This is a genomic window from Shimia sp. CNT1-13L.2 (genome assembly GCF_024331145.1).
In the GTDB taxonomy this organism is placed as follows: domain Bacteria; phylum Pseudomonadota; class Alphaproteobacteria; order Rhodobacterales; family Rhodobacteraceae; genus Shimia.
Window position 1 is genome coordinate 524,284 of record NZ_JANDJO010000003.1, and the last position, 19,244, is coordinate 543,527.

Genomic DNA, 19,244 nt, shown 5'->3' on the forward strand with positions numbered 1-19,244 from the left:
ACATTGGAACAGGTAAAACCCGTTACCCTTGCTTCGACATCCGCTTGCGCTCGTGCGGATCGAGATAGCGCTTGCGCAGACGTACGTTGTTCGGGGTCACTTCCACCAGTTCGTCGTCGTTGATGTAAGCAATCGCCTCTTCCAGCGAGAGGGTCATCGGCGTGGTCAGGCGTACCGCTTCGTCCGAACCCGAGGCCCGCACGTTGGTGAGCTTCTTGCCCTTCAGCGGGTTCACTTCGAGATCGTTGTCACGGCTGTGTTCACCGATGATCATGCCGGTATAGACGTCGGCCTGTGCGCCGATCATCATCTTGCCGCGATCTTCAAGGTTCCACAGGGCGTAGGCGACCGACTGGCCGTTTTCCATCGAGATCAGAACACCTGCACGACGGCCCGGGATTGCGCCCTTGTAGGGGGTCCAGCCTTGGAACACGCGGTTCAGAACACCGGTGCCGCGAGTGTCGGTCAGGAATTCGCCGTGATAGCCGATCAGGCCACGCGACGGCACGTGCGCGATGATGCGGGTCTTGCCGGCACCGGCAGGGCGCATCTCGACCAGCTCGCCTTTGCGCGAACCGGTCAGCTTTTCGATCACGGCGCCCGAGTATTCGTCATCCACGTCGATGGTGGCTTCTTCGACTGGCTCCATTTTCTGGCCGTCTTCTTCGCGCATGATCACCTGCGGACGCGAGATCGACAGTTCAAAGCCTTCGCGGCGCATGTTCTCGATCAGAACGCCCATCTGGAGTTCGCCACGGCCCGAGACTTCGAAAGCCTCGCCGCCGGGGGTGTCGGCGATCTTGATCGCCACGTTCGACTCGGCCTCTTTATAAAGACGGTCACGGATCACGCGCGACTGAACCTTTTTGCCGTCACGACCCGCCAGTGGGCTGTCGTTGATGCCAAAGGTCACGGTGATGGTCGGCGGATCGATCGGCTGTGCTTCCAGCGGCTCTTCGACGGCCAGCGCACAGATGGTGTCGGCCACGGTGGCCTTGGCCATACCAGCGATCGACACGATGTCACCGGCCTGTGCTTCTTCGATGTCCTGCTGCGCCAGACCACGGAAGGCCTGGATCTTGGTGACGCGGAACTGTTCGATTTTCTGACCGATGCGGCTGATCGCCTGCACGGTTGCCCCCACCTTGAGCGTGCCCGATTCCACGCGACCCGTCAGGATGCGGCCCACGAAGGGGTCGGAACCAAGGGTGGTTGCCAGCATGCGGAAATCATCATCCTGCTGGTTGACCTGCTTGGGGGCAGGGACGTGGTTCACGATCAGGTTGAACAGGGCGTGCAGATCCTTGCGCGGACCGTCCAGTTCGGCATCGGCCCAGCCATTCCGGCCCGAGGCATACATGTGCGGAAAGTCCAGCTGGTCGTCGTTGGCATCCAGCGAGGCAAACAGGTCGAAACACTCGTCCAGCGCGCGATCCGGTTCGGCATCCGGCTTGTCGACCTTGTTCAGAACAACAATCGGACGCAGCCCCAGCGCCAGCGCCTTGGAGGTTACGAATTTGGTCTGCGGCATCGGGCCTTCGGCGGCATCCACCAGCAGCACAACGCCGTCCACCATGCTCAGGATACGCTCGACCTCGCCGCCGAAATCGGCGTGGCCGGGGGTGTCCACGATATTGATGCGGGTGCCTTTCCACTCAACACTGGTGGGTTTTGCGAAAATCGTGATCCCGCGTTCGCGCTCGAGATCGTTGCTGTCCATGGCGCGCTCGGCCACTTCCTGGTTTTCGCGGAATGCGCCGGACTGTTTCAGCAGCTCGTCCACAAGGGTGGTCTTGCCGTGGTCAACGTGCGCGATGATCGCAATATTACGAAGGTCCATTTGATATGCCTTTCCTGTTCGCGCCTCCGGTATCCTGCGGGCGCGAAAAAGGCCAGCCCCTTAATGGCCTGCGGTCTTGGAAAACAGGTTAATGACCACGATTCCGGCGAGGATCATGCCGATCCCGATCACCGCGGGCAGGTCCAGCTTCTGTTGCAGCCAGAAATAGCCGATGATCGCCACCAGAACGATGCCCAGCCCGGACCAGATCGCATAGGTGATGCCAATGGGCAAAACCCGAAGCGTCATGCTGAGCAGGTAGAAGGAAATGGCATAGCCGATCAGCACCACAAGCGAGGGGATCAGCCGTGTGAACTGGTGGCTGAGTTGCAGGGCCGTGGTGGCAATTGTCTCGGCAATCACTGCCAGAAGAAGGATGATATAGGTCTTGGCCATCGCTTGAACTCCTGCGCCGTCCTTGATCCCCCGCTACCGCGCGGCAATCGATTTGCCAATCCGAATTCGTGCGGGACGCGGCGTTTCAGGTGGCGATATAGCGGTCGCGGCGATGGTTGGTGGCAATCACGACGTTGGTGACAATGGCCCCCAGAAGCGACCAGCCCACGGTGGCAGGCGCAAACAGGAAGATCGCCAGCGTGAAGACACAGGCATCGAACCCAAGCTGAACCCAGCCCGCCTTGATGCCGCGCGTGTCCTGCAACCAGACCGCAACGATCCCAACGCCACCAAGGGTGGCGCCGTGGCGGAACAGGACGAGCAGGCCTGTACCGGCCGTCACGCCGGCCAGAACCGCCGCCGCGCCGGGGTGCAGATCGCTCAGCTGCATGACCTGCGGAAGAAGGCTGGTCCAGAGCGTCAACGCGCCCACGGCGGCAAAGGTCTTGAGCGTGAACCGCCAGCCCATCCGGTAGATCGCCACTGCGTAGAAGGGCAGGTTCAAAACGAAGAACACTGCCCCGAAACTCCAGCCGCCCCAATAGGCGGTCAACAGAGACAGGCCGGCAATCTGGCCGGTGATCAACTGGCTCGCCTGCAGAAACTGGACCGAGAGGGCAACAAGCAGCGTGCCCACGACAAGGCCCTGCACGTCTTCGCGCGGCGCATGTCTGTCGGCAGGGGCGGTTTCAAGCAGGAATGTCATGCGCTGGTTTTTCCGCCCAATGGCGGTTTTGTCCAGCGCAGCAGGGGAATACCGGCCATGCATCAGGTGCAAATATGGCCGCTATCCGCATGATTTGCCGTCAGGTATTGGCCTCGAACCACGCCCGAATGGGCACTTGCAGATGCGCCCAGACAGCAGGAGCGCCGCGCGTTACCTTGGTGCCGACCCGCGCTTCCACCTGTTCATAGGTGACGTTGTAGTCCACCCACGACCGCCCGCCGGTCTTGAGGTTGGCAAGGCAGGGCTGCACGCGGTCAATGGACTTGGCAAACACCGCGTCATCGCTTTCGGCGGCTTCGAATTCTTCCCAGAGGGTGCGCAGTGCGGCCGCCTGATCCTCCGGCAACAGGCCAAAGATGCGATCCGCCGCGCGGGCCTCTGCCTCCTGGATTTCCGCGCTGCCATGCGCCGCGCCATCCTGTGAATGGATCGGCACATCGCCCACGTCGATTTCGACAAGGTCGTGGATCAAAAGCATCTGGATCACGCGATCGGCGTTCACCGGGCGATTGGCGTGTTCGGCAAGGATCATCGCATAAAGCGCGATATGCCAGCTGTGTTCACCGGAATTCTCCTGCCGCGCTGCATCCAGCGTCATGGTCGCGCGCATGACCGTCTTGAGGCGATCCGCCTCGTTCAGGAAATCGATGCGCGTGGTGACATCGCCAGCGTCGCTGGTCGAGGTGCCGTGCAACAGCGCGTTGGCATGGGCATAGGCCGCCGGAAACACGTGCTGAAGCCTGCGGGCGCGGCCTGTATCGAGGTTCTCGCGCACGATCTCGACATGTTCCGGCAGGGGCTCGGGCGCACAGAGGGCCTGAAACAGCGGCTGGCTGTGATCCAGCATCTTGGCAAAAGCCGCATCCGGGGTTTCGCCCGCCTCGAACTCGGTCCAGAGGGCAAGGCAGTCTGCCGCCTGATCCTGAGGCAAAAGCGAAAACAGGCGGTGCGCGGCCTGTTCCTCACGTGCGGCCACCTCGGCCCAGTCCACGCTCTCATGGATCGGATGATCGCCAACGTCGATCTCGACAAGGTCATGCAGCAACAGCATCCGGATCGCCCGTGGAACCGATACGCCATCTGCCGAAATCGGTGCAAAAGCAAGGGCATAGAGGGCGACGTGCCAGCTGTGCTCGGCGCTGTTTTCCCGTCGGGACAGGTCCTGCAACACGTTGGAGCGCAAGACGGATTTCAGGCGATCCGCCTCGTTCAGAAAGGCAATCTGCCGGGCAATCCTGTCGTTCATCACTCGGCCAGTTCGAATCCCTTGGCCTTGAGCCGCGCCGCGAGAAGCTCGCGGGCGCGGTCATTGGCGGCATAGACCCGCACGGCGGTCATGAAGGCCTCGTGCATGGTCGAAGAGGTGGCCTGCAAGACCTTGGCGATGTCCTGAACCAGCATATCGTCACCGGTGGCGCGTTCCGCCTCGATCACCTGCAGGGCCAGCTTGTTGGCAAGGTCGTCGTAATAGGCCATCGCTTAGCGGGTGTTCTCGGTCAGACGGCGCTTCACGTAATCGGTCACGTTGCCAACCATCGTGTTCATATAGTCTTCGGTTTCAAAGAAGTGGCCCGCACCGTCGATCTGTTCGTGGGTGATCGTGATGCCTTTCTGCTCGTGCAGCTTGCCAACCAGCGCCTCGGTATCGGCGGGCGGGGCAACACGGTCATTGGTGCCGTTGATGATCAGGCCCGAAGACGGGCAGGGCGCCAGGAACGAAAAGTCGTACATGTTGGCCGGCGGGGCGACCGAGATAAAGCCGGTGATCTCGGGGCGACGCATCAGAAGCTGCATGCCGATCCACGCGCCGAACGAAAAGCCTGCAACCCAGCAGTGCTTGGAGTTCGAGTTCATCGACTGGAGATAATCCAGCGCCGAAGCCGCATCGGAAAGTTCACCAACCCCCTGGTCATATTCGCCCTGGCTGCGGCCAACGCCGCGGAAATTGAAGCGAAGGACGGTGAAGCCCATGTTGTAGAACGCATAGTGGAGGTTATAGACCACTTTGTTGTTCATCGTGCCGCCGAACTGTGGATGCGGATGCAGCACAATCGCGATCGGGGCGTCTTTTTCTTTTTGCGGGTGGTAACGGCCTTCGAGACGGCCTTCGGGTCCGGGAAAAATGACCTCGGGCATGGGGCTCCCTGTCTTTTGAACATGTGCCGAAGTATATTCTTGACGAATTTCCTCGGGCACCTTAGAACGGTTCTAACTTATCGTCGGGCTAATCCGACAGCGCTGCTAGGGATGTATGCCCTGTGGCGCGCGACGTCAATCTATTCGCTGGAGGAACAGGATGAAACTGTCGACGAAAGGCCGCTATGCTGTTGTCGCACTGGTCGATATCGCCCTTCAGCCCAGCGATACGCTGGTGACGCTTTCCGACATTTCCCAGCGACAGGACATTTCGCTGCCCTATCTGGAACAGCTTTTCGTGAAACTGCGTCGTGCTGGCATGGTTGACTCGGTGCGCGGGCCGGGTGGTGGCTACCGTCTTGCCAAGTCCACCTCGGACATTCGCATTGTCGACGTGCTAGCGGCGGTGGATGAAACCGTCTCCGCGCTTCACACCGGTGCCGGTGCCACTGGCGCGGTTTCGGGATCGCGTGCGCAGTCGATGGCAAACCGCCTCTGGGAGGGTCTGTCGGCCAACGTCTATGTCTTCCTGCATCAGACCCGTCTGTCGGACGTGGTTGAAAACGAGCTGGCCCCGTGTCCGGCCATTCCCAACATCTTTGCCGTGGTCGACGCTGAATGAACCGCGTCTACCTCGATCATAATGCAACAACACCGCTGCGCCCCGAGGCGCGGGCGGCGATGATTGATGCGATGGACGTGGTCGGCAACCCGTCTTCGGTCCATGCGGAAGGACGCGCCGCCAAGGGCGTTCTGGAGCGCGCGCGGGGCGACATCGCCACCGCCTTTGGTGCCGATGGTGCCGACGTGATCTTCACCGCCACGGCCACCGAGGCCGCCGCGCTGGCACTGGCGGGGCGTGATCTTCATGCAGGTGACATCGAACACGACGCGGTGGGGGCCTGGGTGACGTCTGATCTTGCAGTTGATGGCAATGGGATCGTCTCAGTCACGGCACCGGAACGCACGACGCTTCAGGCCGCCAATTCGGAAACCGGCGTGATACAGACGCTGCCCGAGGGACTTGCCGTCAGCGACATGACACAGGCCTTTGGCAAGCTGCCGGTTGCCTTCAACTGGGCTGGTTGCCAGATGGCTCTGATTTCGGCGCACAAACTGGGCGGCCCCAAGGGGATTGGCGCCCTTGTCGTCAAGCGCGGCACCGACGTGCAGGCCATGATCAAGGGCGGCGGTCAGGAAATGGGCCGCCGGTCCGGCACCGAAAACGTGATTGGCGCTGCAGGCTTTGCGGCCGCCGCAACGGCAGCAGCGCGCGATCTGGCCGATGGCGTCTGGGATCGGGTTGCAAATCTGCGCGATTTGCTGGAAGAGACCCTTGCCGTAGACGCCAAAGATACCATTTTTGTCGGGAAAGGGGCGAAACGCCTTCCCAACACCCTCTGCCTGGCCACGCCGGGCTGGAAGGGAGAGACACAGGTGATGCAGATGGACCTCGCAGGCTATGCGATTTCCGCAGGCTCTGCCTGTTCGTCCGGCAAGGTGCGCGCCAGTCGCGTGCTCAAGGCAATGGGATACGAAGACGAGGTCGCCGCAGGGGCGATCCGGGTCTCTCTGGGGCCCGAAACAACGGAACAGGACGTGCTGGGTTTCGCGGATGCGTGGCTGACCCGGTACAGGAAACACCGCGCCCGTGCGGCGTGAGCGAACAGGAGAATTACATGGCAAGTCTGGAACAGACACAGGTCAAGGAAGGCGTCGATCAGGAAACGGTTGATGCGGTTCGCGAGGTTGGCGGCAAGTACAAGTACGGCTGGGAAACCGAGATCGAGATGGAATACGCCCCGAAAGGGCTGACCGAAGACATCGTGCGCCTGATCTCGGACAAGAACGAAGAGCCGGAATGGATGACCGAATGGCGTCTCGAGGCCTACCGTCGCTGGCTCGAAAAGGAAGAGCCCGACTGGGCGATGCTCGACTATCCGGAAGTCGATTTCCAGGACCAGTACTACTATGCCCGTCCCAAAAGCATGGAAGAAAAGCCCAAGTCGCTTGACGAGGTCGATCCCAAGCTGCTCGCCACCTATGAGAAACTGGGCATCCCGCTCAAGGAACAGATGATCCTTGCCGGTGTCGAAGGTGCAGACGAAACCCCGGCAGAAGGCCGCAAGGTTGCCGTCGACGCCGTGTTCGACTCGGTTTCGGTTGGCACCACCTTCCAGAAAGAACTGAAAGAGGCGGGCGTGATCTTCTGCTCGATCTCCGAGGCGATCAAGGAACACCCCGAGCTGGTCAAAAAGTACCTCGGCTCGGTCGTGCCGGTCTCCGACAACTTCTATGCCACGCTGAACTCGGCCGTGTTCTCGGACGGCTCCTTCGTCTATGTGCCGCCGGGCGTGCGCTGCCCGATGGAACTCTCGACCTATTTCCGCATCAATGCTGAAAACACAGGTCAGTTCGAACGCACCCTGATCATCGCCGACAAGGGCTCTTACGTGTCCTACCTCGAAGGCTGTACCGCCCCGCAACGCGACACCTCGCAGCTGCACGCAGCTGTGGTGGAAATCATCATCGAGGAAGATGCCGAAGTGAAATACTCGACCGTCCAGAACTGGTATCCGGGCGACGAAGAAGGCAAGGGCGGCATCTACAACTTCGTGACCAAACGCGCCGATTGCCGGGGCGACCGCTCCAAGGTGATGTGGACGCAGGTGGAAACCGGTTCTGCGGTGACCTGGAAATACCCGTCGTGCATCCTGCGCGGCAATGACAGCCAGGGCGAGTTCTACTCGATCGCGATCACCAACAACATGCAGCAGGCCGACACCGGCACCAAGATGATCCACCTTGGCCGCAACACCAAGAGCCGCATCGTCTCCAAGGGGATTTCGGCAGGCTATGCGCAGAACACCTACCGTGGTCAGGTCTCGATGCACCCCAAGGCGAAAAACTCGCGCAACTACACGCAATGTGACTCTTTGTTGATCGGCGACAAATGCGGGGCCCACACGGTGCCTTACATCGAGGTCAAGAACAACTCGAGCCGCGTGGAACACGAGGCGACAACCTCGAAGGTGGATGATGACCAGATGTTCTACTGCCTGCAACGCGGCATGGACGAGGAAGAAGCCGTGGCGCTGATCGTGAACGGCTTTGCCAAGGAAGTGCTTCAGGCACTGCCGATGGAATTCGCCATGGAAGCACAACAGCTTGTTGCGATCTCGCTGGAAGGGTCGGTGGGGTAACGGCGTCCGTCCCGGAGGCCATAACCGCCAGAGGCGTGTCGATCATGAATGATTTCCCGACCAGAACACCAGAAAGCGAACCGCGCGTCGCGCGTGCTTTCTTTGCGCACTATTTCAGTGCGCAAATTCTGGGCCGTCTGGCTTTCACGAGTGGTCTGATCGGGGCGGCTTTCGGGTTCGTTCTCGCCGCAGCTACTGGCCTGATGCACCCGTTTCTGGGCTCGGTTCTGGGGGCTGGCTTGATGGCGATCCTCTTCAAGGTGGTTCTTGGTCGTCATGTCGCCGCCAAGCACCATGAACTTGATGAACACCATCGGGATCTGGCCCGCAATCGCGAAGCGGAAACGCAGCGCCAGATTGCAGAGATGAAAGCGCGCAAGGCAAAGGAGGAGCGGGCATGAGCCGCAAACTCGAAAGCTTCATTCCCTTTGGGCTGCCCGTTCTGGGCGGGCTGCTGGGCGTGATCTGGGTCAACCTCAACAAGTTCGACTTCATCAATCCGGTTCTTGGCATCGGTCTCGGCGCCATCGCCGGCTGGGCCGCTGCCCGGATCATCCTCACAATCATCCGCAGGAGCCGTCACTGATGGAAACGATCAACCAGTTGATGCAGCAATCCGTCGGCGTTGGCGCGGGCATCGCATTTGGCTCGATGGTGGGGTTCGGTATTCGCAAGCGGTCTGGAAAGACCGAGGGGCTGATTGGCGGCTCCGTGCTGGTGACCTCTGCTGTCGCCGGGATGGTCGCCATGAGCGTGATGATGCTGATCAAGTATATCGGAGGATAAGACATGATCGTGACAACCACACCGAGCGTCGAAGGACGTAAGATCATCGACTACCGCGGCATCGTTGTTGGCGAGGCCATCATGGGTGCCAACGTGGTGCGCGATGTCTTTGCCTCGATCACCGATATCGTGGGCGGCCGTTCGGGCGCCTATGAAAGCAAACTGCAGGACGCCCGCGACACCGCGCTTGCAGAACTCCAACAACGCGCCACCGCCGTGGGCGCAGATGCCGTTGTCGGCGTCGATCTCGATTACGAAGTTGTAGGCCAGTCGATGCTGATGGTCTCGGCTTCGGGCACCGCAGTGGTGCTGGACTAAGGACAGGGGCCGCTTGGCCACAGGATACGCGAAGGAAGAAAAGATGCTGGAAATCAAAGGCCTGAAGGTCAAACTTGAAGAAGAGGAAAAGCAGATCCTCAAAGGCGTGGACCTGACCGTGGAAGCGGGCAAGGTACATGCGATCATGGGTCCGAACGGGTCCGGCAAATCGACGCTGTCCTATGTTCTGTCGGGCCGCGACGGATACGAAGTGACCGAGGGCGAAGCCACCCTTGATGGCGAAGACCTGCTTGAACTGGAAGCCGAAGAACGCGCCGCAGCCGGCCTGTTCCTTGCGTTCCAGTACCCGGTGGAAATTCCCGGCGTCAGCAACATGACCTTTCTGCGCACCGCCGTGAACGCACAGCGCAAGGCACGTGGTCAGGACGAAATGTCGGCCGCCGAATTCCTCAAGGTGGTGCGCGCCGAGGCCAAGAACCTCAAGATCGACGCGGATATGCTCAAGCGTCCGGTCAATGTCGGCTTCTCCGGCGGTGAGAAAAAGCGCAACGAGATCCTCCAGATGGCGATGCTCGAGCCGAAGATGTGCATCCTTGACGAAACCGACTCCGGTCTCGACGTGGACGCCATGAAGCTGGTGTCCGAAGGTGTGAACGCCCTGCGTGATGCGGGCCGCAGCTTCCTTGTCATCACCCACTACCAGCGCCTGCTGGACCACATCAAACCCGACGTGGTGCACATCATGGCAGACGGCCGCATCGTGAAAACCGGTGGCCCCGAGCTGGCGCTCGAAGTTGAAAACAACGGCTATGCCGACATCCTCGCGGAGATGGCATAATGGCTCTGGATGATCTGAAAGTGTCGGCCACCGAGGCGCGTCTTGGCGCCATGGTGTTGCCCGACGTCGGATGCACCAAGGAGGCGCGCGAAGCCGCCCTTGGCCGTGTCCGTTCGATGGGCCTGCCGCATCGTCGCGACGAGTACTGGAAATACACCCGCCCTGACACGCTGGTTCAGCCCGAAGCGCCCAAGGCGTCGGTTCTGGAAGCGGATGAACCGCTGATGTTCCACGATGTGGATCGTCTGAAGATCTGGTTCGTTGATGGTGTCTTCAGCGCCGAGCTGTCCGATGACCTGAGCCTCGAAGGGGTTCAGATCGACCGTTTGGAAGATGTCTGCTGCAAAGATGACCACTGGGCAGAAGACCTCTACGGCACGTTGGAAGCCACCGGCCACGATCCGGTTCAGCGCCCGCTGGCCGCGCTCAACACCGCCTATGCCGGTGATGGCGTAACCATCCGCGTGACCGGCAAACCGTCCAAGCCGATCAGCCTGATCTACACCCACGAAGCCGACGACTCGGATGTGTTCCTGCACCACGTTGTCCGCGTCGAGAGCGGGGCAGAGGCAACCATTCTTGAAAACGGTCCGGCGGCTGCGCGCTTCAACAAGTGCATGGAGATCGACATCGCCGATGGCGGCAAGCTGCACCACGTCCGTGCGCAGGGCCGCGATCACGAGCGTCGCGCCATGACCCACATGTTCGCGCGTCTCGGCACCGAGTCGGTGTTCAAATCCTTCACCCTCACCGTGAACGGCGTCATGACCCGCAACGAATGCGTCATGACCCTGACCGGCGACGATGCCATTGCCCACGTGGCAGGGGCCTGTGTCGGTGACGGTGATTTCCACCACGACGACACCGTTTTCATCACGCATGACGCAGTGAACTGCGAAAGCCGCCAGGTGTTCAAGAAGGTGCTGCGCAACGGCGCGACCGGCGTGTTCCAGGGCAAGATCCTTGTTCAGCCCGGTGCCCAGAAGACCGACGGCTACCAGATCAGCCAATCGCTGCTTCTGGATGACGACAGCCAGTTCCTCGCCAAGCCGGAACTCGAGATCTATGCTGATGACGTGGCCTGTTCGCACGGCTCGACCTCGGGTGCGATCGACGAAGAGGGCCTGTTCTACCTGCGCGCCCGCGGCGTGCCCAAGGACATCGCGACCGACCTCCTGACACTCGCCTTCCTTGCCGAAGCGGTGGAAGAGATCGAGGACGAGGAGCTCGCGGCTGAAATCATCGACCGTCTCGAAGGCTGGCTGACCCGGAGACGTCAGGCCTGATGTCGGTCCTCCGCGATATTGCGGCAACTTATGGCGGGCCCCACAAGGTGGTGGCCCGTCATCTTGCCATGGGACAGCGCGAAGACCGCACGTTGGTGATCCTGATGGCCGCCTGCGTGATCTTCTTTGTCTCGACCTGGCCCCAGAACGCCCGCATTGCCCACCTTGAGGGGCAGGAGCTCAATCCGTTGATGGGCGGGTCGCTGATGGCGTGGATCTTCATCGCGCCGCTGGTGTTCTACATCCTTGCCACCGTGGTTGGCGTAATCCTCAAGATGTTCGGTTGGAAGGGCGGCGGCTATGGCAGCCGCGTTGCGCTGTTCTGGGCCTTGCTTGCGGCATCTCCGCTGGTGCTGCTGAACGGGCTGGTGGCGGGTTTTATCGGGCCAAGCGTCCAGCAAACCCTTGTTGGCGCGATCTGGTTCGGCTTTTTCCTCTGGTTCTGGACAGCCGGCCTCCGGCAGGCGGGCAGGGTTGAAGCATGATGGCGTTCCTGATTGATCTGCTGGTTCTGACCGTCAAGAACCCGAGCGCCGCAGCTCAGCGCATAGCGGCCATGAACCTCAGCCGCGAAGATGGCTGGAGCGCCCTTGCGCTTGGTGCGATCCTGAACACTTTCCTCTACTACCTGAACCTGGCCCTGTTCCCGGTGCCACCGGATTTTCCGATCCCGGTGATCCAGGGCCCGTTCATTTTCCTGACACTCGCGTTGTCTTTCAACGTGATCCTGGTCTTCGGTCTGTTCTGGTGTGGCAAGATTGTCGGGGGCACCGGCCAATTGACAACGCTGGTTTCGGTGATTGCCTGGCTGATGCTGGCATTGGTGGCGGGTGATATCCTTTCGGTCCTCCTGCTGTTCCTGATGCCGCTGTTTTCAAGCCTCATCTCTCTCGGCATCAAGCTCTACGCGATCTGGGTGCTTTTGAACTTCATCAAGGTCGCGCATGGCTTGCCCAGCATCGGCGCGTCTGTCTTCACACTGGCCCTGACGGTTGTCGGCATGATCATGGGTATGTCCGTGTTCCTGTCTTTCATGGGCGTCACCGCAATAGGAATTAACTGATGTATGACGTGGCAAAGATCCGTGCCGATTTCCCGATCCTCTCGCGCGAGGTGAACGGCAAGCCGCTGGTCTATCTCGACAATGGAGCCTCGGCCCAGAAGCCGCAGGTGGTGATCGACGCGGTCACCAATGCCTATGCCAATGAATACGCCAATGTGCACCGCGGTCTGCACTATCTGTCGAACCTCGCGACCGACAAGTACGAGGCCGTGCGCGGGATCATCGCGAGGTTCCTCAACGCCGCCAGCGAAGACGAGATCGTGCTGAATTCGGGCACCACCGAGGGCATCAACATGGTGGCCTACGGCTGGGCCATGCCGCGCATGCAGGCGGGCGACGAGATTATCCTGTCGGTGATGGAGCACCATGCAAACATCGTGCCCTGGCACTTCCTGCGCGAACGTCAGGGCGTGGTCATCAAATGGGTCGACGTGGATTCCACCGGCGCGCTTGATCCGCAGGCGGTGATCGACGCCATCACCCCCAAGACCAAGCTGATCGCCGTGACCCAGTGTTCCAACGTCCTTGGCACCATGGTCGATGTGAAAACCATCACCGAAGCCGCCCATGCGCAGGACGTGCCGGTTCTGGTGGACGGCTCGCAGGGCTCGGTCCACGCGCCTGTGGATGTTCAGGACATCGGCTGCGACTTTTACGCTATCACCGGCCACAAGCTCTATGGGCCGTCCGGCTCGGGCGCGATCTACTGCAAGGCCGAACGCATGGCCGAAATGCAGCCCTTCATCGGGGGCGGCGACATGATCAAGGAAGTCTCGAAAGAGGCGGTGATCTACAACGATCCACCGATGAAGTTCGAGGCAGGCACCCCCGGCATCGTGCAGACCATCGGCCTCGGCGTCGCGCTTGAGTACCTGATGGAACTGGGCATGGATAATGTCGCCAAACACGAGGCGGGACTGCGCGACTATGCCATGCAGAAATTCAACGGCCTCAACTGGATGCAGGTACAGGGCACCACGCCCGACAAGGCCGCGATCTTCTCGTTCACGCTGGACGGGGCAGGGCACGCGCATGACATCTCGACCATCCTCGACAAGAAGGGCGTTGCCGTGCGCGCTGGCCACCACTGTGCCGGCCCGCTGATGGATCACCTCGGCGTCACCGCCACCTGCCGCGCCTCCTTCGGCCTCTACAACACCACCGAAGAGGTCGACACGCTGGTCGAAGCACTGGAACTGGCCCACGAATTGTTCGGTTGATTGCCATTTTCCCGATTGCGGGGCGTCGCCAGTCTGGCTATACCCCGCAACACGCGCACCTTTAGCTCAGCTGGATAGAGCGCTGCCCTCCGAAGGCAGAGGCCAGAGGTTCGAATCCTCTAAGGTGCGCCACTTCTCCAAAACGACTTTGATCTAATTGGTTTTTTTGCGATTATGGAAACTAGGCGAGGCGAGTTTCCACGGTTCTGGTCTTGTTCTGTTCTCGAAACGAGAATCCGCTTGTTTGCATTCCGCGTGTAGTGGGTGATCTCTGCAAGGTATTCGTTGCCGATCCATGCGCCGACTTGGTGGGGTGGCGACCTGTGCCTTTCGGGGATCGCTGCACGCTCTGTGAGGGCAAACCCTCAACGCCGTACACAATATCAAACAACCACCGAGGCCGATATGAAGCTTCAATCACAGAGAACCGAAGAAAAGCAGCTTCATGCCTGCGCCTTGTCGTAGCTGTAACGAACCCAGATCCGAAGAAATTCCGGCCAGACGCCCGCGCTGTCTTCAGCGTCAGTGAATTTTCTGACGTGGATAGGTATCTGTTTTTATTTATTAAATTGTAGCGCAACCTTAGCGCGGCGTATTTAGTATCTGAAACCACTTTCAAAACCGATACTCGCCATCTGGAAGATATTGTGTCGCCGTAACCAAGGTCATAGCGGCAACGACTTCCACGCAAAACATGGACCGATTGAGAGGAAGTTTTTGAACTCGCTTGCGCAGCGCTTGATGAAGAACTTCGACATTTACGTCTGTCACAAATCGGCTATTAAAGCCTTGGTTGCAAACTCCGGCTTCGAGCACTCGCGCCCTATTGAACTGACCCAGTTGCCGAAACTACTGGGGAAAGCCCTTTCTTGACCATAGGGGGTATCAATCTCGCTCAGCGCTTTCGCGTCAACAAGGAAGTAAGATCATGAAACTCGTAATTCATTGCGGCCTTCACAAGACCGGAACTACAAGCTTCCAAAACTTTTGCTGCGATAATCGATCAACACTCTTGGACGTCGGCATTCATTACCCACCCTATAAGGACAATTACCAGCACAGCTTCTTGATACACGACATTCAAGAAAACGGGATGAGCAGCATTCAGGAGTATCTTGATCGCGCTTACGCTGAAGCCCGAGGCCTGTGCCATACCGTGCTACTGAGTGGAGAAGACTTTGAGAACTGTATTGTTGATGTTTCTCTAGCAGCCGATATTGAATCAGCTGCATACAAAACAGGCTTTGAATCAGTAGCTTGGGTGGTTGTCACGAGGGATCAAGACGAATTGTTGCACTCTTTGTACGCAGAGATGAGCAAGCACGGTGTCACATTGCGTTTGGACAAATTGAAACAATGGGCCGCAAAGCGAGGCTGCCTGTATATCTCGGCAAATCTTTGTAATTATATCTTTGTTTTGGACTACTATCGATTTGAGGATCGCTTTAAGCAGCATACTTCTGGTGCTCACATAGTGCTACGCTTTGAGGATTTTGTTCGAGACACCATTGGCATGGCACTCTTTGAAGAAATATTGCCGGAAGAAAAGCTTGCTGCGCTTCGTAAAACAGCAGTGCCCAAGTCGGGCAAAAAAAATAAACGGCTCGGCAAATACCAAGTTGAAGCCAATTATATTGCAACGGCGCTTGGGGTGGAGCGTTTTAGCAAGCGTCAATATTCGTTTCTGCTTGCACCACTCATCTGGCTCAGTCGTCGAAAAGCATGACCAGAGGAACTTGCGGCTACCCCGTCGATCGCACGGTGTAGTGGTGACGGTGCCCGTTTTGTGGAGAGGTGCCATTTGATAGGCTTGGTTTACACCAGTGGTGTTCCGGGAATGGTGTTTTACTGACCCTGTGAAACCGGCTAACCCGCAGTCCAACGACTAGCGGCAATCCGGCGGTGCCTATCGCACAATCATTGCGTGCATTTCGCCCCTTTCCCTGAGCCAAAGCTTGACCTTGGGGCAGGCAATGGGGCTCAATGGCGGCCAAATTGTACTGGTATGTCAGGTCAAGCAACCGCGTGAATTTTTGCGGCTCTTGCCTGTTTTTGAGTTCACTAACCCATTCCGCCTGCGAGATTGTACGGAGTCATTCATGTCCCCCATCCAGAAACCGCTGTTCACCCTGCCACAAGGTTATGTCGTTTCCATCGGTGAAACCCGCGAACCCGTAAACAGCTTTTTTGTCCCGAGCCTGATGATCTACGGCACCGACGGCACGCCTGTGCTGGCCGGGCCTTTGCGGTTTGCCACCGGCACGCCCTATGATGATCCCAGCGCCGATATTCAGATCCGCGGTGTGTTCCAGCGCGATGACGGCGGGTTCTCGGTGGCCTTTGGCGGCTCGCTCGGCGGTTTCTTCCAGACCGACATCTACCGCGTCGAGATTTCCGCCACCGGCAGCCTCCTTGGACCGGCGACCCTGATCACACCCGGCGCCACCGACTATCTCGCAACGCCCGCCGAGAAGCTGTTGTTGCAGGCCGATGGCAGCATTCTCTACACCTCCGGCAAGTGGCTTCTGAAGCTCAATCAGGACGGATCCGAGGCGGTCCGCGTCAACACCGATCCCAGCGGCGGTTTTGAATCCGTGAGCGGCGGCAATGTCGTCGAGGTCGCTGGCGGTTACCTGATGACCTATCTCGTGCGCAACGGCGCGTCCGAGGCTGAAGTGCGCGGCCAGTTCTTCGATACAAATCTCGCGCTGGACGGGACGACCTTCACCATCCACGAAGGCATCCACGTTCTTGCCACGGGGCACGGCCATATCGACACCGTGGTCCTGAGCGATGGCCGCATCGCGGTGGCTTGGTCCACCGACAAGACCTCCGGCGGTGACCCCGACACCTCGGAAAGCGCGGTCTACCTCAAGATCCTGAACGCCGATGGCACCACCGCCGTGGCCGAACAGCTTGTCAATGTCGACAACTACGCTGGCGCGCAGGACTGGGTGTCGCTCTTTGCTCTGGCCAATGGCGAAGTGGCGCTGACCTATGGCACCGAAACCGGTTTTACCCCGACCAACGCCCAGCACGTGGTCTTCTTCGACGAAACCGGAACCGCCTTTGACGAATATACCCAGACCGGCATTTCACCGCGTGACAGCGAATACCTTTATGTCACCACCGACGGATCCGTCTTCCGCATCGATCAGGATCCCGAGGGCGAAGTCTACCAGATGATCGACCCCAACGCGGCAGGCACCACAGGCGAAGAATTCACCGTCTCGCGCGCCTTCAACGGCGAGTTGGCGCAGGACGGCGAACTGGCGATCCTGAACGACGGCAGCGCGATCGTGGTCTATGACCACACCAACCTGACGGGCTATGTGCAAAAGGTCGACCTCTCCGACGACAGCGTCACCGATCTTGCCATCATCTCGGGTGCCGACAACCTCTCTGTGGCGGCTCTGTCGGATGGCAACTTCGCCGTCATCTACCAGAACTTCAGCGATCACGTGCTGGCCCGTATCTACGCGCCTGACGGCAGCATTGTGACCTCGGAATTCACCATACACGCGGGCCAGAGCGAAGAGATCGAGGTGCACGCCACCAGCACCGGTTTCTTCGTCTCATTTACCGACAACGAGGGCGCGGCGGATGATCTGCTGACGGGGCAGTTTTTCAACAACGCGGGCACCGCGCAGGGCACTGCGTTCATTCCGCAACCCACGCTCGAGGCCGCACAGGCCGCCGATGCCACGGTCCTGTCGAACGGCACGCTTGTGACAGTCTGGAACAGCGACCAGCGCAGCACGCCCTTCGAGAACCACCTGACCGTGCAGCTTTACAATGCCGCCGGCACCTCGATTTCCGGCCCGACCGAACTGGGTGAAATCAACAACTGGTCGCCAGTGCGCGTTTCCGAAAATCCCGATGGCGGGTTCGTCGTTGTCTACTTCACCGCCGACAACACCTTCATGATGCAGAAGTTCACCGCCGCCGGGGCCACGGACGGCGGCCCGCTCCAGCTGCACAGCCAGTCAACCGATGACGGAACGCTGCCCGACGTGGCCACCATCAGCCAGGATCAGGCCTTTGACATGGTGGTGCTGCCGAACGGGCAGCTGGTACTGGCCTATACCGTCAACACCGCCAACGACGGCAAGGACGTGCGCTATGGCGTCTATACGCTGGACGGGGTGATTGTCACCGAAAGCCGCACCGCAAGCGTGAACACCGACGATGATCAGTTCGGTGTCGACCTTCAGGTCATCGACAACAAGACCGCGCTGCTTGTCTTTACCGATGACACCAACGTGCAGTTCAGCTCGCAAAGCTCGATCCAGGCGATCCGCATCCAGGGCGGTGATCTGCCGCCGGGGCCGACCGCCGGTGATGATTTCGTGAACGGCACCGACCGCGATGACACCATTGCGCTTTTGGGTGGGGATGACACCTTCAACGGCGACAACGGCGATGATTTTGCAGATGGCGGCGCGGGCAATGACACCCTGAACGGGGATGGCGGCAACGACACCCTCAAGGGCTTTGGCGGGGCGGATGAATTGAACGGCGGCGATGGCAACGACACGCTTGACGGGGCCAACGGCGCAGACAGCCTTTCCGGCGGGGATGGCAACGATCTGTTGAAGGGCGGCGCACTGGGCGACACGCTTGACGGCGGCGCGGGCAATGACCTGTTGCAAGGCAATGCCGGAGACGACAGCGCCCTTGGCGGCGCGGGCGACGACACCATCAACACCCATGGCGGCAACGATACAGTCGACGCGGGCGAGGGTGCCGATCTCGTGCGCATGGGTGGCGGCAACGATCTCTTCACCGACGTCGCCGAGGCCGGCGCGACGGGGCGTGACACGGTCTACGGGCAGGGCGGCAACGACACCATCACCGGCGGTGGCGGCAATGACGTTCTTTATGGTCAGGCCGGTTCGGACCGCATCGCCGGGGGCGACGGGTTCGACAGGATCTATGGCGGCGATCAGGGTGACGTGCTGTTTGGCGGCCGTGGCGGCGACACGGTTGCCGGTGGTGACGGCAAGGACAACGCCACCCTTGGCGATGGCAACGACCTCTGGCTCGACACCCTGACCATGGGCGCGGCCCAGGCCGATACCGTCAAAGGCGGCAAGGGGGCCGACACCATTCAGGCGGGCGGCGGCAATGACGTGCTGACCGGCAACAAGGGCGCCGACAGTTTCGTCTTCCTCGGTACCGCGTTCGAGGCCGACCGCATCACCGACTACAAGAAGGGCCTCGACAACTTTACCCTCGATGATGCGCTCTGGGGCGGTGGTCTGACGGCGCAGCAGGTGGTCGACACCTACGCTGATGACATCACCGGCACGGTGATCTTTGATTTCGGCAACGGCAACACCATCACCTTTGACGGCGTGACCCGCACCAACTTCCTTGATCAGGACCTGATCATCGTCTGACCCTTGCCCAAATTCTAGGCGGTGACAGAAATCGCTTCACGTGCTAACCACGTGGGACGATGCGAAAA

General features: G+C 59.8%; 20 protein-coding genes and 1 tRNA gene. 15 read left to right on the forward strand and 6 right to left on the reverse strand.

What is annotated here, in order from left to right; genetic code table 11:
* Positions 1 to 22 precede the first annotated feature (22 nt).
* The 6 genes from typA to NNA36_RS09365 form a co-directional block, all read right to left on the reverse strand.
* Positions 23 to 1,840: a translational GTPase TypA gene (typA, locus tag NNA36_RS09340; RefSeq protein WP_255106650.1), complete on the reverse strand. Its 1,818-nt coding sequence runs from the start codon at positions 1,838 to 1,840 to the stop codon at positions 23 to 25.
* Between the two features lie 60 nt (positions 1,841 to 1,900).
* On the reverse strand, positions 1,901 to 2,236 hold the full coding sequence (locus tag NNA36_RS09345; RefSeq protein ID WP_255106652.1) for a multidrug efflux SMR transporter: 336 nt from the start codon (positions 2,234 to 2,236) through the stop codon (positions 1,901 to 1,903).
* An 85-nt stretch (positions 2,237 to 2,321) separates the two neighbouring features.
* Entirely contained in the window at positions 2,322 to 2,942 is a 621-nt protein-coding gene (locus NNA36_RS09350; protein ID WP_255106654.1) for a YitT family protein, read from the reverse strand.
* Positions 2,943 to 3,042: 100 nt separating this feature from the next.
* Positions 3,043 to 4,209 (reverse strand): HD domain-containing protein, encoded by a 1,167-nt coding sequence (locus NNA36_RS09355; RefSeq protein WP_255106656.1) that lies wholly within the window; start codon positions 4,207 to 4,209, stop codon positions 3,043 to 3,045.
* Positions 4,209 to 4,439, reverse strand: coding sequence for a hypothetical protein (locus NNA36_RS09360; RefSeq protein ID WP_255106658.1), 231 nt, complete (start codon positions 4,437 to 4,439; stop codon positions 4,209 to 4,211). Before NNA36_RS09360 ends, NNA36_RS09355 begins: the two co-directional genes overlap by 1 nt.
* A gap of 3 nt (positions 4,440 to 4,442) precedes the next feature.
* The gene (locus NNA36_RS09365) at positions 4,443 to 5,099 is read right to left on the reverse strand and encodes an alpha/beta hydrolase (protein ID WP_255106660.1); all 657 of its coding nucleotides are present in this window, start codon (positions 5,097 to 5,099) and stop codon (positions 4,443 to 4,445) included.
* Positions 5,100 to 5,259: 160 nt separating this feature from the next.
* On the opposite strand from NNA36_RS09365, the gene NNA36_RS09370 reads away from it, so the two are divergent.
* From NNA36_RS09370 to NNA36_RS09440, 15 genes are all read left to right on the forward strand, one after another.
* On the forward strand, positions 5,260 to 5,721 hold the full coding sequence (locus NNA36_RS09370; protein WP_255106661.1) for an Rrf2 family transcriptional regulator: 462 nt from the start codon (positions 5,260 to 5,262) through the stop codon (positions 5,719 to 5,721).
* On the forward strand, positions 5,718 to 6,761 hold the full coding sequence (locus tag NNA36_RS09375; RefSeq protein WP_255106662.1) for a cysteine desulfurase family protein: 1,044 nt from the start codon (positions 5,718 to 5,720) through the stop codon (positions 6,759 to 6,761). The genes NNA36_RS09370 and NNA36_RS09375 overlap by 4 nt, the downstream gene beginning before the upstream one ends.
* A 17-nt stretch (positions 6,762 to 6,778) precedes the next feature.
* Positions 6,779 to 8,302: a Fe-S cluster assembly protein SufB gene (gene sufB / locus NNA36_RS09380; RefSeq protein WP_255106665.1), complete on the forward strand. Its 1,524-nt coding sequence runs from the start codon at positions 6,779 to 6,781 to the stop codon at positions 8,300 to 8,302.
* A gap of 44 nt (positions 8,303 to 8,346) precedes the next feature.
* Complete coding sequence (locus NNA36_RS09385) at positions 8,347 to 8,703, forward strand: hypothetical protein (protein WP_255106667.1); 357 nt, start codon at positions 8,347 to 8,349, stop codon at positions 8,701 to 8,703.
* Positions 8,700 to 8,888 (forward strand): hypothetical protein, encoded by a 189-nt coding sequence (locus NNA36_RS09390; RefSeq protein ID WP_255106669.1) that lies wholly within the window; start codon positions 8,700 to 8,702, stop codon positions 8,886 to 8,888. Before NNA36_RS09385 ends, NNA36_RS09390 begins: the two co-directional genes overlap by 4 nt.
* Positions 8,888 to 9,088 (forward strand): hypothetical protein, encoded by a 201-nt coding sequence (locus NNA36_RS09395; RefSeq protein ID WP_255106671.1) that lies wholly within the window; start codon positions 8,888 to 8,890, stop codon positions 9,086 to 9,088. Before NNA36_RS09390 ends, NNA36_RS09395 begins: the two co-directional genes overlap by 1 nt.
* A gap of 3 nt (positions 9,089 to 9,091) precedes the next feature.
* Complete coding sequence (locus NNA36_RS09400; RefSeq protein WP_255106673.1) at positions 9,092 to 9,406, forward strand: heavy metal-binding domain-containing protein; 315 nt, start codon at positions 9,092 to 9,094, stop codon at positions 9,404 to 9,406.
* A 43-nt stretch (positions 9,407 to 9,449) separates the two neighbouring features.
* The gene (sufC, locus tag NNA36_RS09405) at positions 9,450 to 10,205 is read left to right on the forward strand and encodes a Fe-S cluster assembly ATPase SufC (protein ID WP_255106675.1); all 756 of its coding nucleotides are present in this window, start codon (positions 9,450 to 9,452) and stop codon (positions 10,203 to 10,205) included.
* Positions 10,205 to 11,491: a SufD family Fe-S cluster assembly protein gene (locus NNA36_RS09410; protein WP_255106677.1), complete on the forward strand. Its 1,287-nt coding sequence runs from the start codon at positions 10,205 to 10,207 to the stop codon at positions 11,489 to 11,491. The genes sufC and NNA36_RS09410 overlap by 1 nt, the downstream gene beginning before the upstream one ends.
* Complete coding sequence (locus NNA36_RS09415; RefSeq protein WP_255106679.1) at positions 11,491 to 11,976, forward strand: YIP1 family protein; 486 nt, start codon at positions 11,491 to 11,493, stop codon at positions 11,974 to 11,976. The genes NNA36_RS09410 and NNA36_RS09415 overlap by 1 nt, the downstream gene beginning before the upstream one ends.
* A complete protein-coding gene (locus NNA36_RS09420; RefSeq protein ID WP_255106681.1) occupies positions 11,973 to 12,554 on the forward strand; it encodes a Yip1 family protein in 582 nt (193 codons plus the stop codon). The genes NNA36_RS09415 and NNA36_RS09420 overlap by 4 nt, the downstream gene beginning before the upstream one ends.
* Positions 12,554 to 13,774 (forward strand): cysteine desulfurase, encoded by a 1,221-nt coding sequence (locus tag NNA36_RS09425; protein WP_255106683.1) that lies wholly within the window; start codon positions 12,554 to 12,556, stop codon positions 13,772 to 13,774. Before NNA36_RS09420 ends, NNA36_RS09425 begins: the two co-directional genes overlap by 1 nt.
* Positions 13,775 to 13,829: 55 nt before the next feature.
* Positions 13,830 to 13,906: transfer RNA gene (locus NNA36_RS09430), tRNA-Arg, on the forward strand.
* A gap of 796 nt (positions 13,907 to 14,702) precedes the next feature.
* The gene (locus tag NNA36_RS09435; RefSeq protein ID WP_255106685.1) at positions 14,703 to 15,500 is read left to right on the forward strand and encodes a hypothetical protein; all 798 of its coding nucleotides are present in this window, start codon (positions 14,703 to 14,705) and stop codon (positions 15,498 to 15,500) included.
* 373 nt (positions 15,501 to 15,873) lie between these two features.
* Positions 15,874 to 19,176, forward strand: coding sequence for a calcium-binding protein (locus NNA36_RS09440; protein WP_255106687.1), 3,303 nt, complete (start codon positions 15,874 to 15,876; stop codon positions 19,174 to 19,176).
* Positions 19,177 to 19,244 lie beyond the last annotated feature (68 nt).

What these genes read in the sequence shown, in the direction of transcription:
- typA (WP_255106650.1), bottom strand. Translation starts at nt 1,840, where the DNA reads ATGGACCTTCGTAATATTGCGATCATCGCGCACGTTGACCACGGCAAG.
- NNA36_RS09345 (WP_255106652.1), bottom strand. Translation starts at nt 2,236, where the DNA reads ATGGCCAAGACCTATATCATCCTTCTTCTGGCAGTGATTGCCGAGACA.
- NNA36_RS09350 (WP_255106654.1), bottom strand. Translation starts at nt 2,942, where the DNA reads ATGACATTCCTGCTTGAAACCGCCCCTGCCGACAGACATGCGCCGCGC.
- NNA36_RS09355 (WP_255106656.1), bottom strand. Translation starts at nt 4,209, where the DNA reads ATGAACGACAGGATTGCCCGGCAGATTGCCTTTCTGAACGAGGCGGAT.
- NNA36_RS09360 (WP_255106658.1), bottom strand. Translation starts at nt 4,439, where the DNA reads ATGGCCTATTACGACGACCTTGCCAACAAGCTGGCCCTGCAGGTGATC.
- NNA36_RS09365 (WP_255106660.1), bottom strand. Translation starts at nt 5,099, where the DNA reads ATGCCCGAGGTCATTTTTCCCGGACCCGAAGGCCGTCTCGAAGGCCGT.
- NNA36_RS09370 (WP_255106661.1), top strand. Translation starts at nt 5,260, where the DNA reads ATGAAACTGTCGACGAAAGGCCGCTATGCTGTTGTCGCACTGGTCGAT.
- NNA36_RS09375 (WP_255106662.1), top strand. Translation starts at nt 5,718, where the DNA reads ATGAACCGCGTCTACCTCGATCATAATGCAACAACACCGCTGCGCCCC.
- sufB (WP_255106665.1), top strand. Translation starts at nt 6,779, where the DNA reads ATGGCAAGTCTGGAACAGACACAGGTCAAGGAAGGCGTCGATCAGGAA.
- NNA36_RS09385 (WP_255106667.1), top strand. Translation starts at nt 8,347, where the DNA reads ATGAATGATTTCCCGACCAGAACACCAGAAAGCGAACCGCGCGTCGCG.
- NNA36_RS09390 (WP_255106669.1), top strand. Translation starts at nt 8,700, where the DNA reads ATGAGCCGCAAACTCGAAAGCTTCATTCCCTTTGGGCTGCCCGTTCTG.
- NNA36_RS09395 (WP_255106671.1), top strand. Translation starts at nt 8,888, where the DNA reads ATGGAAACGATCAACCAGTTGATGCAGCAATCCGTCGGCGTTGGCGCG.
- NNA36_RS09400 (WP_255106673.1), top strand. Translation starts at nt 9,092, where the DNA reads ATGATCGTGACAACCACACCGAGCGTCGAAGGACGTAAGATCATCGAC.
- sufC (WP_255106675.1), top strand. Translation starts at nt 9,450, where the DNA reads ATGCTGGAAATCAAAGGCCTGAAGGTCAAACTTGAAGAAGAGGAAAAG.
- NNA36_RS09410 (WP_255106677.1), top strand. Translation starts at nt 10,205, where the DNA reads ATGGCTCTGGATGATCTGAAAGTGTCGGCCACCGAGGCGCGTCTTGGC.
- NNA36_RS09415 (WP_255106679.1), top strand. Translation starts at nt 11,491, where the DNA reads ATGTCGGTCCTCCGCGATATTGCGGCAACTTATGGCGGGCCCCACAAG.
- NNA36_RS09420 (WP_255106681.1), top strand. Translation starts at nt 11,973, where the DNA reads ATGATGGCGTTCCTGATTGATCTGCTGGTTCTGACCGTCAAGAACCCG.
- NNA36_RS09425 (WP_255106683.1), top strand. Translation starts at nt 12,554, where the DNA reads ATGTATGACGTGGCAAAGATCCGTGCCGATTTCCCGATCCTCTCGCGC.
- NNA36_RS09435 (WP_255106685.1), top strand. Translation starts at nt 14,703, where the DNA reads ATGAAACTCGTAATTCATTGCGGCCTTCACAAGACCGGAACTACAAGC.
- NNA36_RS09440 (WP_255106687.1), top strand. Translation starts at nt 15,874, where the DNA reads ATGTCCCCCATCCAGAAACCGCTGTTCACCCTGCCACAAGGTTATGTC.